The following is a 13,347-nucleotide window of genomic DNA, read 5'->3' on the forward strand; positions in this document are numbered from 1 at the left end:
GTACTCAAGACCGCTCCACCTCTCGTTCCACGACATCGAGTCCGTCCGCCAGCCGCACCAGCGCGGCGTCATCGGCGGGCGGGTCCCCGTACAACAGCGCGCCGATCTCCGCGGGCGGCCGGCCGGTCCGCGCGGCGACGGACTCCACGAGCGCGGCCGGTTCGGCGTCGCGGGTGAGCCCCAGCAACGGCCGGAGCCGCGCGCGGGCCGCCTCCCGCAAGGTTTCCCCGGCGTGCGCGGCGGCTTTCGCCTTGCGATACAACCTCGCCCGTCCTTCGGTGGCTTCCGCCGCGCGGACCACGACCGGGATCGGCTCGGTCACCACCGGCCCCAGCCGCCGCGAACGCCACAGCGCCAGCAGCACCACCGCGACCCCGGCCTGCAAGGCCGCGTACGACCAGCCCGCCGGGATCAGCTCGGACAGCGGCTTCTTCTCGGTCTCCAGCGACGGATCGGCGGCCGTCGGCAGGTACCAGACCAGCCGCTCGTGCTTTCCGAGCAGCCGCATCGCCAGCGCCGCGTTGCCCTCGTCGGCCAGCCAGTCGTTGGTCAGCGGGGTGGGGGTGCCGAGTACGGTCACCGTCCCTTGTGGACCCGGGACTTCGAGATACGAGCCGCCGTAGCATTCCTGCGCCCTCGGCTGAGTTGCCGCGTACTTCAGGCCGCCCATCGTCGCGTTGCCCGCCGCGACGGGATCCTCGGCCTCGCAGTCGGGCGCGCGGGTCTCGGTCTCGGCCTGGCCGTTCACCCTCACACCGGGAAGGATCTCTTCGACCGTGCGAGGGCTCGGCTGCACCAGCACGACCTGTTCGGCGTTCTGCCTGATCTCCGTGAAGGCGCTCTTGGGCACGTACTCGGGCTGGGTGATCAAGACCGTCGCGCCCCTCGCGACCCCCTTGGCCGCGGCGGCGGTACGCACGATCGGGATCTTGACGCCTTCCCGTTCCAGCAGCGTCGCCAGCGCGCGGCTCCCGGTGGGCTCGTACGAACCCGGTTCGAGCGCGCCGGTGGTCTGGTCGCCCCGCAGCAGGACGAGCAGCGTCCCGGTCAGCACGATCAGGAGCACGACGGCGAGCGGGAGCCGCACCCCGCGCCAGATCCGGCGGGCGTCGGGCGAGACCGAGGTCATCCGGCCGCCAAGGCGACGGGCCTGGCGCGACGGCAGCTCTCGTCCAATTCGGACAGTGACCGGTAGCCGGCCTCCGTCGCGGGGATCCCGCCGTAGTGGACGTCGTCGAACAACCGGGCGCCCGCGCGCAAGGAAGCGGCCACGTCGGGCAGCAGCCGGCCGGCTTCGATGGCGGCCTCGTCGGCTGTCCGGCCGGACTTCTCGTCCAGCAGCGCGCGCTCCTCCAAGGACCGCACCACGGCACGGAAGCGCTCGCGGACTGCGTCGTCGAAGTCACCGCGCGACGCGGCCTCCTCGGCCGCCTTGCGATGTTCGCCGGACGCCTTGCGCTGCCCGGCGAACACGGCCCGGCCGCTCTTGGCCGACGTCGCCAGCGGACCGGACTTGAGGCGGATCACCACGACCAGCACGATCAGCACGAGGACCAGCAGCAGCACGGCGAAGATCCCGCCGGGCACCGCGCTGTTCACCTTTTCGAGGAAGCCCAGCAGCTTCTCGACCACCCAGTTGAACGCTTCGGTCAGCCAGCTCGGCCTCGCGGCCTGATAGCCCTCGCCCGAGAGCTCCTCGGCGGCGCGCAGCCGGGCGGTGTCCCGGTCGATGTCGACCGGGACCTCGGTGAGGAAGCGCGTCACCATGCCTGCGGCGGGGGCGGCGTCGCGATCCCGGCCGCGCGGGCCAGCTCGATGTCCATGCCCTCACGGCGCATCCGCTGATCGATGTAGAGGATCACGGTGACGAGCGCGGTGAACGGGCCGACGATCGTCTGCGCGATCACCGTGCCCACCGACTGCAGGATGAGATCGCCGGTCGACGGGACGTACATCTGGTCCAGATCGCCGAAGATGGACAGGAAGGCGCTGAAGCTGAACGGGATCGTGATGATGGACGCCAGGAACGACGAGATCACGGTGGCCAGCAGCAGGATGCCGAAGACCCGCCAGAACATCCCCGACACCAGCTTCACCGACCGGCGGAACGCCTCCATCACCGTGCCGCGTTCGAGGATGAACGCCGGGCTGGCCAGCGCCCAGAAGGTGTAGGGGATGATCGCGGGCAGCAGGCAGAAGATCGCGGCGACCATGATCGCGATCGTGTAGAGCACGGTCAGGCCGAGCAGCGGCAGCAGCCGCGGCGTCGCCTCACGCAGCGCCTCCTTGAAGGTGACCGGCTTGCCCAGCACGGCCTTGCCCATCAACACGGTCAGGAATCCGGTGAGGACCGTCGTCCCGAGCAGGGTGGCGACCAGGCTGATCGACGACGAAGCCAGCGTCCCGCCGAGGACGCCGAGCATCTGGTTCATCAGTTCCTGATCGGTGGCCGCCGGGCCGAGATCACGCATCCGCTCGAGGTCGGCGGTGGTGTCGACCAGCAGCAGCCCGACCAGGTTGATGGCCGCGGTGAACACGGCGGTGACCGCGGCGGCACCGAACACCATCCGCCAGTACTTGCGCATGGCGGTGACCGCGCCGTCGAGGATGTCGGTGAGGTTCAGCGGGCGCAGCGGGATGACGCCGGGCCTGCCGAGGCCGACCTTCCAGTTCGGATACTGCTGCTGCGGCGGCGGCTGATACGACGGCAGCGGAGGAGGCGGCGGCGTCGCCCCGGACGGGGACTGCCACTGCTGCTCCGGCGCCGGTGAGGGCGGCACTTCCCCCTGCGGCGGTGTCGGCGTGTCAGCCTGCGGCTGTGCTGGTTCCCCTGCCTTCGACTGTGCTGGTTCCCCCGCCTTCGGCTTCGGCATCTCGGTGCCTTCAGGCCCGGACGGTCCGCCGGTCTCCGTCATGCGACAGCCCCTTACCCGTTCACGTTGCTTGCGCCCACTCTTCCAGAGGGTCCGACACCCAGCCAGAGCTGGGGGGACGACACTGATGGGTGACCGCTCGCCTCACGCTGGATACCCTCTGCAGCCGAGCTGTGGGTGGGGACACCGTTAGCTCGTTATGCTGAACATCGGGCCGGGTACCCCCGGTTCGCCCCTAGAACCACCGGGACCGACTTGATGACGCAACCGCCCCACGGCCAGTGGCCGCCACGCGGCGCCGTCCAGCCACCGCCGGTGCACGGCCAGCACCCTGCCCAGTGGCACGGCGCGCCGCACCACTTCCCGCCTCCGCCGCCGCGCAAGTCCGTGGGCGCGATCATCGGTATCTGCCTCGGCGCGGTCGCGGTGCTGGTCCTCGGCCTGGTGGCGATCGTTTCACTCAATCGTGACGACTCCGATCACGTAGCGAACGCGGGCTACAGCACCCTGCCGAACACGTCGTCGCGGGCGGAACTGCCGCCGAGCGGGTCTTCGTCGCCCTCTTCCTCGACGAATCCGTTCCCGACGTCGCCGTCCAGGGCGCCGTCCTCGTCGAGCGGTCCGCAGAAGATCCTCAAGCTCGCCGACCACCCGATCCTCCAGGACCCCAACGCCGGCCTGCGGAACCGGGTCTGCACGCTGCCGCAGTGGCAGAGCAGCCAGCAGGCCGCCGAGGCGTTCTTCACCGCGGCCGGCAAATGCCTCGACAACGCCTGGGGCCCGTTCCTCGACGCCTACGACCTGCCGTTCACGCCGCCCGCGCTGCACTTCCCGACCGGCGCCAGCTTCGAGACCGAATGCGGCACGATCCAGGTGGGCATCGCGACGGCGGCGTACTACTGCGAGAACAACCTCTACGTGCCGTTCCGTGGTCTCCAGACCGACCAGTACGGCAACAACCCCGGCGTCTACCTGGCCCTTTTCGCGCACGAGTACGGGCATCACGTGCAGGAGGTCGCCGGGCTGATGGACGCGGCCTGGCAGAAGATCTACGACGCCGGCCAGAACAGCCCCGCCGGGCTGGAGATGTCGCGGCGCAAGGAACTCCAGGCGCAGTGCTTCTCCGGGATGTTCCTCGGCGCGCACGTCGACCAGGGCGGCACGGTCAGCCGGGACATGTACAACAAGGCCTGGAACGACCAGGAGACCCGGGGCGACAACACCTCGCGCAGCCAGGACCACGGGACGAACGCGCACTACGCGTCCTGGTGGCGGGCGGGTGCGAGCAACAACCGGATCGCCGACTGCAACACCTTCTCGGCCCCGGCGAGCGCCGTTTCCTGACTTTCCGCGCGTGAAGGCCCCCTTCCCTCGGCTGAGCCGAGGGAAGGGGGCCTTCACGCGCTTCGGGTGGGTGGTCGCCCAGGGTGCCGACTGTGTGGCTTTTGTGGCGTTGGATGACCAGAAATCCACACAGTCCCGCGTGACCAGTCCGAGACCAGAGGTCAGGCGGTCACCGGCACACGCGGCCCACGCAACACCAAGAAGACGTACATCCCGCCCGCGAAGCAGCTGAAAACCAGCAGCGCCAGCCCGAGCGGCCGCCGCGCGTCGCTCGCTCCCGCCGTCGCCTCGGCCGCGTGCACGGCGACCGCGTCCCCCGAAGCGCCGTCGGGGACGACGACCTCGAGGCGCTCGCCCTTGCCGTGTCCGCAGGCGTTGAGCGAGCCCTCCATCGGCTTGCCGCCGAATTCGAATTTGACCTTCTCGGTCGCGCCGCCGCCCGTGCAGGGCGCGGGCTCGACGACCTCCGCCCGCACGGTCGTCCCCTTGGTCTCGTTCGAGATACCGAACAGCCCCGGCCCGGCGAGCCAGGCCAGGAAGATCACCAGCAGGCCGGCCCCGGCCGCCACGGCCAGGGAGTTCCACCCCGGGGTGAGCCCTCTGGCGGGGTCCGATCGCTTGCGCACGAACGCCATGCTCCCAGAACCTCGCGGCAAAACACAGAAGCCCTGGGAGGTGGTGGCAGCGGCAGAACAGAGGAGCCCTGGGAGGTGATGACAAATAGCCCCTGCTACCGCTCGATGGTCTCCGCGGAGGTCACCTTCCGGATGTACAGCAGCTTGTCCCCCGGCTCGATCGCGTCGGCCTGCGGAGCGTCCACGCGGTACAGGACGCCGTCGCGGACGACACCCAGCACGATGTCCGGCAGATGCCGCGGCGAACCGCCCTCTTCGGACGGTTCCACCGGGCGTTCGGCGATCGCGAGGCCGGACTCGGGGGTGAGCAGGTCCTCGACCATGTCGACCACCAGCGGCGTCGACGTCGCCATGCCCAGCAGGCGTCCGGCGGTCTCGCTCGACACCACGACCTGGTTCGCGCCCGACTGCTTCAGCAGGTGGACGTTCTCCGCCTCCCGCACCGACGCCACGATGTGCGACTTCGGCGCCAGCTCACGGGCGGTCAGCGTGACCAGCACCGCGGTGTCGTCCCGGTTCGGGGCGACGACGACGGCCTTGGCCCGCTGCACGCCGGCGACGCGCAGCACGTCGGCGCGGGTGGCCGAGCCGTGCACGGTCACCAGGCCGAGTGATGTGGCCGCTTCGAGGGCCTGCTGGTCGGTGTCCACGACGACGATGTGGTCGGGTTCGACGTTCTCGTCCCCGAGCAGCGCGTTGACCGCCGACCGGCCCTTCGTGCCGAATCCGACGACGACCGTGTGGTCACGCACTTTCGTCCTCCACTTTTGGATCTTGAAAGCCTGGCGGGAGCGCTCGGTGAGCACTTCGAGTGTGGTGCCGACCAGGACGATGAGGAAGAGCACCCGGAGCGGGGTGATCACCAGGACGTTGACCAGCCGCGCGGACGGCGTCGCGGGCGCGATGTCGCCGTACCCCGTGGTCGACAGCGACACGGTCGCGTAATAGAGGCTGTCGAGGAAGGTGAGCCCGTCGCCGTTGGCGTCGCGGTAGCCGTCCCGGTCGAGGTAGACGATCAGGACGGTCGCGAGCAGGGCGAGGACCGCGCCGATGATCCGTTTGAGGATCGACCGCAGCGGGCTGACCGTCAGTTCCGGCATGCGGATCACGCCGACGAGCTCGTGGTCCGGGCGGTCGCTCAGCCTGACCGGGAAACGCTTGAGCACCTTCATGCGCAGGCTCCGGCCTGGTCCGCGTCACTCACGGTCGGGAGGATAGCCGAAGATCCTCACCTTGAGCGCGGTATGCGAAGCTCAGGGCATGTCTTCGGATTCCAAGCCGTCTCAGCGGCCCGCGTATTTCCTCGCCGGCCTGCTCGGCGCGGCCGGTGTGCTGCACTTCGTCCAGCCGAAGCCGTTCGACGCCATCATCCCGAAGCAGCTTCCCGGCTCCCCGCGCGCGTGGACCTACGGCTCCGGCGTCGCCGAGCTGGGCGTCGCCGCGGCGGTCGCCAACCCGAAGACGCGACGGCTCGGCGGGCTCGCGGCCGCGCTGCTGTTCGTCGTGGTGCTGCCGGGGAACGTGAAGATGGCCGTCGACGCCGATCGCCGGAAGGCACCGAAGCACTGGCGGGTGGCCTTCTGGGCCCGCGTCCCGCTCCAGATCCCGCTGGTGACCTGGGCCCTGAAGGTGCGCGACCGCGCCTAGATCGTCGGGACGCTCCGCAGGAGTTGCCGCAGTCCTTCGGCGTCCAGCAGATCCGCCGGCCGGACGGTCTTGTCGTGTTTCACGTAGTGGAACGCCGCCCGGACCTTCTCCACCGGCACCTTCTTCAGCGCCGCCCACGCCAGCCGGTACGCCGCCAGCTGCACGGCCAGCGGTTCGAGCCGGTCCTTGTCCGGCACGGCGCCGGTCTTCCAGTCGACGACGGTCCAGCCGCCGTCCGCGTCGGCGAACACGGCGTCCATCCGCCCGCGCACCGTGACGCCCACGACGTCCGCCGAGAACGGGACCTCGACGGCGTGCGGTACCCGATGCGCCCACTCGCTCTTCTCGAACGCGGTCTGCAACGCCTCCAGCTCGGTATCGGGCGCCTCGTCGACGTCCGCCGCGCCGGGCAGATCGTGGATCTCCAGCAACTGCTCGCCGCCGAACCGCTGCTCCAGCCAGCCGTGGAACGCGGTGCCCCGGCGCGCGTAAGTGTTGGGCCGTACGGGAAGCGGCCGCCGCAGCCGTTTGGCCAGCGCGGCGGGATCGGCCGACAGCTCGACCAGCTGACTCACCGAAAGATGCGGCGGGAGGACCACCTGCTGCACGCGATCCCGCGCCCGCGCGCGCTCCTCCAGCAGCACCTTGGTGTCGGAGATCCAGCCGTCCGGATCGTCCTCTTCCTCTTCCTCGGCGTGTTCGGCCTCTTCCATCGCCCCGAGCACCAAGTCGACGCCGTTGGTGACGCCCTCGCGCCGCGGCCACAGCGGATCGACCGGCCACCGCGACCGCCGGGAGTCGGCGACCAGGGGGTTCTCGCCGTCGGTCTCCGGCTCGTCGGCCCAGTGCTCGATGCGGCCGACCGAGTTCGCCCGCATCACCTCGCCGATTTCGAGCAGGAACTCCGACGGCCCCTTCGGCCGCGCGCTGCTCTCGTTCCACCAATGGCCGGAGATCAGCATCGTGTGCTCGGAGCGGGTCAGCGCGACGTAACAGAGCCGCCGCTCCTCGTCCGCTTCACGCGCGACGAAGCCTTCTTCGTGCAGCTCCAGCGCTTCCTGCACTTCCTTGCGGTCGGCGCCCTCGGGAATCCGCAGCACCGGCAGGTCCTCGGAGTCACCGCGCAGCGCGGCGGGCAGCGAGGTCGACGTCCGCAGCCACGACGACGAACGCCGCCGGCCGGGGAAGACTTCCTTGACCAGATGCGGGATCGCGACGATGCGCCATTCCAGCCCCTTGGCCGAGTGCACCGTCAACACCTGGACCCGATCCGGGACGACCTCGACCTCACCGGGCGTGAGCCCGTCCTCCGCGTGCGCGGCCGTGTTCAGGTAGTCCACAAAGGACAAAAGAGTGGCCGTCGGCGACGTCTCGGCGAAATCCGTGACGACGTCGGCGAAAGCGTCCAGGTGCGCTCGCCCGGCCGGCCCCGGCCGCGCCAGCGATTCGACGTCGAGCAGCATCGTGCGCTCCACGTCGGCGACCAGCTCGGGCAGCGACTGGTCCAGCCGCCGTCGCAACGCCGAAAGCTCGGCACCGATCTTCCGGATCCGCCGGTAACCCTCGGGCGAATACCGTTCCGGCGTCCCGGGATCGTCGATGGCGTCGGCGAGCCCGGCCTGCTCGACCCGTTCGGTCACCAGTACCGGTTCGTCCACATCGGACTTTCCCGACGGCGGGACGGGAGAGGACAGCTCGCCCGCTCTGCGCCACAACGCCGCGAGGTCGGCCGCCGCGATCCGCCAGCGCGCGCCGGTCAGCAACCGCGCCGCCGCGCTGCCCGCGAGCGGGTCCGCGAGCACCCGCAACGTGCTGACCAGGTCCGCCACCTCCGGTTCGTCGAGGAGACCACCGAGACCGACGACCTCCACCGGCAGCCCGCGTGCCCGCATTTCCGCCGCGATCGGCGCCATGTCGGCGCGACGGCGCACCAGCACCGCGGCCGTCGGCGGTTTTCCGGTCTCCTCCACGGTTTCGAACCAGCGTTTCGCCACCGCGTCGGCCACCCACTCGCGTTCGGCGCGGACGTCCGGCAGCAACGCGGCGGCGATATCGGCCGAGCCCGCGCCTTCCAGTGCGCGCAGCCGGGCGACACCGAGACCGCGTTCCCGCAACGGTTCGGAGATCGCGTTCGCGAGTTCGAGCACCTCGGGCGGATTGCGGAAACTGGTCAGCAGCCCGAAATCCCAGGCCGGGACGAGCCGTTCGCCGTTGTCGCGCGGGAAGTCCGTGGTGAACCGGGGCAGGTTCGCCGCGCTCGCCCCGCGCCAGCCGTAGATGGCCTGTGCCGGGTCGCCCACCGCCGTCACCGGCATCGGCGGATGCTCGACGCCGCCGAACAGCGACCGCAGCAGGATCCGCTGGGCGTGCCCGGTGTCCTGGTACTCGTCGAGCAGGACGGCGCCGTAACGCTCGCGCTCCCCCGCGACCACCGCCGGATAGCTGCTGGCGAGCTGCGCGGCGAGCGACATCTGATCGGCGAAGTCGAGCGCGCCTTCCGCCCGTTTCCGCGCGTGATACGCCTCGACCAGCGGCAGGAGCGCGAGCCGGAACCGTTGCGCGGCCATGACTTCGGCGAGTTTCTGCGGCAACGAGGCGCGCTGTCCCTTCGCGCGCGGCGCGTTCTCTATGACCTCGCACAGCCAAGACGTGTACTCCGCGAGCCGTTCGGTCTCGACCAGATGCTCGCCGAGTTCCCCGGCCAGCGCCAGCAACTGCGCCGTCACCGTCGCGGGCACGCGGTCAGTGTCCAGGTCATTGTCCCAAGTGGACACCACGCGATGCGAGAACTGCCACGAAGACGTCTCCGAAAGCAGCCGGACGCCTGGCTGGACCGGCAACCGCAGGCCGTGTTCGGACAGCAATCGCCCGGCGTACGCGTGATAGGTGAGCACCGTCGGCTCGCCCGCGGTCACCGTGGTGCGCAGGTCGCCGGTCGGGTCGATCTTGTCGAGCAGCCCCGATCCGACCAGGCGGCGCAGCCGGGTGCGGACGCGTTCGCCGAGCTGGCGGGCGGCCTTGCGGGTGAAGGTCAGGCCGAGCACCCGTTCCGGCGGGACGACACTGTTGGCCACCAGCCACACCACGCGCGCGGCCATCGTCTCGGTCTTGCCCGCGCCCGCGCCCGCGACGACCAGCGACGGCTCGATCGGCGCGGCGATCACCTCGGCCTGCTCGTCGGTCGGGCTGTGCAGGCCGAGCGCGCGGGCGATCTCGCCCGGCTCGACCTGGCGGCGCTGAAGTTCGGAGATCACGGGCCGGTCACCTGCCTGCCCTCGGGCCGCAGCGGGCAGCAACCCCTTGCCGGGCAACGATCACAGTCCGGGTTCTCGGTGACGCCGTACTCCGGGCCCGCGGCGGATCCGGCCGCCGAGCGCACCAGTTCGAGCCACTGCTTGCCGCCGTCCTCGTCCAGCGGCGCCTGCTCGCGCTGGGTGGATCCGGTCTTGTTGTTGGACTTCGCGACGTAGACCAACCGCGCGCCGCCGGGTTTCGAACCGCCCTCGACCGCGCCGAGCAGCACGGCGAGCTGGTACGCGGCGAGCTGCGGATGCTGTTCGGCGTCGGCGGCGGAGATCGGGACCTTGCCGGTCTTGATGTCGATGACGACCGGGCGGCCGTCCTTGTCCATCTCGACGCGGTCGACGCGGCCGCGCAGGAGCACGCGGACATCGTCATCACCGACCGGGAGCTCGACCTCGATGTCCTGCTCGACCCCGGCCTCGATCAGCTCCTTGCGGCTGGATTCCAGCCAGGTGATGAAGTTCCGCAGCATCTGCTCGACCCGCGACCGCTCGCGGCGCGAGAACCACGGCGCCCCGGCGTCGACCCGAACCCACGCTTCATCGAGGGCCGCGCGGATCTGCTCGTCGCTGCTGCCACCGGCGACCGCCTGCGCGAGCCCGTGCACCAAGGTGCCCGTGACGGCCGCGAGCTGCGCCGGGTCACTGCCACCGTGGCGTTCGATCAGCCAGCGCAGCGGGCATTTGACCAGAACCTCCACAGTGGACGGTGAAATCCGGATGAGATCGCCCGGCCCGTGCACGGGTTCGCCGGTGGAGGGTTCCAGCAGGCCGTACCAGGTTCCCGGATGTGCGCCCGGCACGCCGGCGGCGGCCAGTTTCGCGAGCTGGCGCGCCGCCCGCCGCCGCCTTTCCGGCTCGCTCGATTCGTCGCAGACGACCTCACGCAGTTCGCCGACGAGTTCGGCGAGCACCAGCGAGCGTCCCGCCGGCTTCATCCGCGAGTCGAGGCCGCCGTCGTCCGCGCCGTTCTCCTCCAGGTCGTCGATGAACCGCGAGGGCTGCTCGTCCTCCCCCGCGACCGCGCTGACCAGCAACGTCTTCCGCGCGCGGCTCGCGGCGAGGTAGAACAGCCGCCGCTCTTCGGCGAGGATCGGCGCGGTGGCGGACACCTTTTCGTCGTCGACGCCGGACATGAGGTCGACCAGCCGCTCGACGCCGAGCACGGAACCGCGCAGCCGCAGATCCGGCCAGCTGCCCTCCTGGACACCGGCGATGGCCACGACCGTCCACTCGCGACCGGCGGACGCGTGCGCGGTGAGCAGCGAGACACCGTCGCTCTTCATGGCCGCGGGGGCCAGCGTGTCACCGGCGATGTTCTGCGAGGACAGGTAATCCGCGAACGAGGCGACACTCGCCTTCGGCAATCTGTCGACATAGCGACCGGCCGCGTCGAAGAGCGCGACGATCGCGTCGAGGTCACGATCCGCCTGGGAGCCGAGCGAACCGCCACGGTCGACCAGCCGCAGCAGGCGATCCTCCAGACCGCTCGCCTGCCAGAGATCCCACAGCACCTGCTCGACGCCGTCGCCGCGTACGACCGCCTGGTGCGCGGCGTGCAGCAGACCGCCGATCCGGCGCATCGGCAACGCCTCGGCATCCGCGAGACCGGTGAGGACATCGTTGGTACGTAAGGCTTCCACCAGGAGCTCGTCGCTCGACCGCTGCCCACCGCCCGCAAGCTCCAACCGGCGCAAGCCGCGACGCAGCCTGCGCAGGGCGAGGGGATCCGCGCCGCCCAGGGGCGAGGACAGCAGCATCTCGGCGAGGTCGACGTCGAGCAGCTCCGGATCGGCCGCGAGCCGCAGCATCGCCAGTAGAGGACGAACCGCGGGCTGCTTCGCGAGCGGCAGTTCCTCGGTGGCCGACCCGATGGGCACCCCGGCTGCCCGCAGAGCACGTTGCAGGACAAGGAAAGTACGGGCCGGCGACCGGACGAGCACCGCCATCTCCGACCACGGCACGCCGTCGACGAGATGCGCGCGGCGGAGCTGATCGGCGATCCAGCTCGCCTCGGCGGCCGGGGTCGGCATCAGGCGGACGCGGACGGCGCCGCCCTCGGTGTCCGGCGCGTCGACGAGTTTGCGCTGCGGTGACGAACCGGGCAGCACGGAGCCGAGTTTCGTGACGGCCGTGCGGATCGCCGGAGCGAGCCGGTGCGCGGTGGTGAGCAGCACCGTGCGCTCGCCGTCCTCGTCCGCGCCGGCGAACAGGCTGGGATCCGCGCCGCGGAAGGAGAACACGGACTGATCGGGGTCACCCGCGACGACGAACTCGTCGGCCGCGTGCCCGATGAGCCGGATGAGCTGGGTCTGCAACGGATCGAGATGTTGCGCGTCGTCGACGAAGAGGTGCCGGACGCGGCGCTGCTCGCGTTCGCGCAGTTCGGGATCGTCCTCCAGCGCGAGCAGCGCGGAAGTGACCAGCTCGGCGGCGTCCAGCGCGGGCGCGCTCGCCACGCCGAGCGCGTTGCCGCCCGCGCCCTGCAACAGCGTGACCTCTTCGTACTGGCTCCAGAAGCGCCCGGCCGCGATCCACTCCTCCCGGCCGCGGCGCCTGCCGAGCTCGACCAGATCCTCCGGGCCGAGCCCGCGTTCGGCGGCGCGGAGCAGGAGGTCTCGCAGCTCCTCGGCGAATCCGGGCACGCCCAGCGCCGGCCTCAGCTGCTCCGGCCAGTCGAGCGCGCCCTCTTCGAGGTCGCCGGCGAGCAGGTCGCGGACGACGACGTCCTGTTCCGCTCCGGCCAGCAGGCGGGGCGGCGGCAGATCGTCGGCCTGCGCCTCCATCCGCAACAGCGCGTACGCGTACGAGTGCACCGTGCGCACGAGCGGCTCACGGATCGTGCGCGGCAGCGGATCCTCTTCGGGGTCGGTGGTGAGCCGGTGGGTGATGTCGGCGCGCAGGACCTCGGCCGCCTTGCGGGAGGTGGTCAGGATGAGCACGCTCTCCGGGTTCGCGCCCTCCGCTATGCGCCGCGACGCCGCCGACGCCAGCAAGGCCGTCTTGCCCGTCCCCGGCCCGCCGAGGACCCGGCGGAAGCCGTCCGGGGCGGCCAGCAGGCGGCGGGCGCCGGAATCCCACTGGAAGGACGGCGTGCCGGTGACCGGCGTGCGGACCAGCCGCGCGTCGGTTCCTGCCGCTGTTCGCCGCCCGTTCACGCCCACGATGGAACCACGCCCCGCCGACACAACCTCGCAGCGGCACGGCAAAGTGGTCCCATGGATGACGAACTGCACGAGCGGGTGCGCGAGGTCATCGCGAGCGTGCCCGCCGGCTCGGTCGCGACTTATGGGGATATAGCGTCGGTTTCGGGGGCGCCGTCGCCGCGGCTGGTGGGCCGGATCCTCGGCGAGGACGGCCACGACCTGCCTTGGCACCGCATTCTGCGGGCCGACGGGACACCGGCTCCGCATCTTCTCGACGAACAGCTGCAACGGCTGCGCGCGGAGGGCGTCATCCCCGACGGCCAGCGCGTCGACCTGCGTAAATACCGGTGGCAACGTGATCCCGGCGACGACGCTGGTCCCGGCGCTCTTTTTTAGGTTA

10 protein-coding genes are annotated in these 13,347 nt (G+C 70.8%); 3 read left to right on the top strand and 7 right to left on the bottom strand.

All coding sequences use genetic code 11. From position 1 onward, the window contains the following. Positions 1–4: 4 nt before the first annotated feature. From NQK81_RS17230 to NQK81_RS17240, 3 genes are read right to left on the bottom strand one after another with little or no spacing between them, the layout of a single operon-like run. Entirely contained in the window at positions 5–1,129 is a 1,125-nt protein-coding gene (locus NQK81_RS17230) for a DUF4350 domain-containing protein (RefSeq protein WP_257489004.1), read from the bottom strand. Then, positions 1,126–1,767, bottom strand: a complete 642-nt coding sequence (locus NQK81_RS17235; protein WP_257489005.1) for a DUF4129 domain-containing protein — start codon at positions 1,765–1,767, stop codon at positions 1,126–1,128. The genes NQK81_RS17230 and NQK81_RS17235 overlap by 4 nt, the downstream gene beginning before the upstream one ends. Further along, positions 1,761–2,915: a DUF7847 domain-containing protein gene (locus NQK81_RS17240; RefSeq protein WP_257489006.1), complete on the bottom strand. Its 1,155-nt coding sequence runs from the start codon at positions 2,913–2,915 to the stop codon at positions 1,761–1,763. Before NQK81_RS17240 ends, NQK81_RS17235 begins: the two co-directional genes overlap by 7 nt. A gap of 216 nt (positions 2,916–3,131) precedes the next feature. Between NQK81_RS17240 and NQK81_RS17245 the strand changes: the two genes are divergently transcribed. After that, positions 3,132–4,217 (top strand): neutral zinc metallopeptidase, encoded by a 1,086-nt coding sequence (locus NQK81_RS17245; protein ID WP_321183858.1) that lies wholly within the window; start codon positions 3,132–3,134, stop codon positions 4,215–4,217. A gap of 161 nt (positions 4,218–4,378) precedes the next feature. On the opposite strand, the gene NQK81_RS17250 is transcribed toward NQK81_RS17245, so the two are convergent. Together NQK81_RS17250 and NQK81_RS17255 are read right to left on the bottom strand one after the other, a co-directional pair. Beyond that, entirely contained in the window at positions 4,379–4,786 is a 408-nt protein-coding gene (locus tag NQK81_RS17250; RefSeq protein ID WP_257489778.1) for a hypothetical protein, read from the bottom strand. Positions 4,787–4,947: 161 nt separating this feature from the next. Then, entirely contained in the window at positions 4,948–6,024 is a 1,077-nt protein-coding gene (locus tag NQK81_RS17255; protein ID WP_125680307.1) for a potassium channel family protein, read from the bottom strand. A gap of 88 nt (positions 6,025–6,112) precedes the next feature. On the opposite strand from NQK81_RS17255, the gene NQK81_RS17260 reads away from it, so the two are divergent. Continuing rightward, on the top strand, positions 6,113–6,499 hold the full coding sequence (locus NQK81_RS17260; RefSeq protein ID WP_034313224.1) for a DoxX family protein: 387 nt from the start codon (positions 6,113–6,115) through the stop codon (positions 6,497–6,499). Here the strand turns inward: NQK81_RS17260 and NQK81_RS17265 are convergent. Further along, on the bottom strand, positions 6,496–9,753 hold the full coding sequence (locus NQK81_RS17265) for an ATP-dependent helicase (RefSeq protein WP_257489007.1): 3,258 nt from the start codon (positions 9,751–9,753) through the stop codon (positions 6,496–6,498). The two genes, NQK81_RS17260 and NQK81_RS17265, sit on opposite strands and share 4 nt — an antisense overlap. Then, a complete protein-coding gene (locus NQK81_RS17270) occupies positions 9,750–12,965 on the bottom strand; it encodes an ATP-dependent helicase (protein ID WP_257489008.1) in 3,216 nt (1,071 codons plus the stop codon). Before NQK81_RS17270 ends, NQK81_RS17265 begins: the two co-directional genes overlap by 4 nt. A gap of 54 nt (positions 12,966–13,019) precedes the next feature. On the opposite strand from NQK81_RS17270, the gene NQK81_RS17275 reads away from it, so the two are divergent. Next, entirely contained in the window at positions 13,020–13,343 is a 324-nt protein-coding gene (locus NQK81_RS17275) for an MGMT family protein (protein ID WP_257489009.1), read from the top strand. Positions 13,344–13,347: the final 4 nt, after the last annotated feature.

This window comes from Amycolatopsis roodepoortensis, assembly GCF_024628825.1.
Lineage (GTDB): Bacteria > Actinomycetota > Actinomycetes > Mycobacteriales > Pseudonocardiaceae > Amycolatopsis > Amycolatopsis roodepoortensis.

What these genes read in the sequence shown, in the direction of transcription:
- NQK81_RS17230 (WP_257489004.1), bottom strand. Translation starts at nt 1,129, where the DNA reads ATGACCTCGGTCTCGCCCGACGCCCGCCGGATCTGGCGCGGGGTGCGG.
- NQK81_RS17235 (WP_257489005.1), bottom strand. Translation starts at nt 1,767, where the DNA reads ATGGTGACGCGCTTCCTCACCGAGGTCCCGGTCGACATCGACCGGGAC.
- NQK81_RS17240 (WP_257489006.1), bottom strand. Translation starts at nt 2,915, where the DNA reads ATGACGGAGACCGGCGGACCGTCCGGGCCTGAAGGCACCGAGATGCCG.
- NQK81_RS17245 (WP_321183858.1), top strand. Translation starts at nt 3,132, where the DNA reads ATGACGCAACCGCCCCACGGCCAGTGGCCGCCACGCGGCGCCGTCCAG.
- NQK81_RS17255 (WP_125680307.1), bottom strand. Translation starts at nt 6,024, where the DNA reads ATGAAGGTGCTCAAGCGTTTCCCGGTCAGGCTGAGCGACCGCCCGGAC.
- NQK81_RS17260 (WP_034313224.1), top strand. Translation starts at nt 6,113, where the DNA reads ATGTCTTCGGATTCCAAGCCGTCTCAGCGGCCCGCGTATTTCCTCGCC.
- NQK81_RS17275 (WP_257489009.1), top strand. Translation starts at nt 13,020, where the DNA reads ATGGATGACGAACTGCACGAGCGGGTGCGCGAGGTCATCGCGAGCGTG.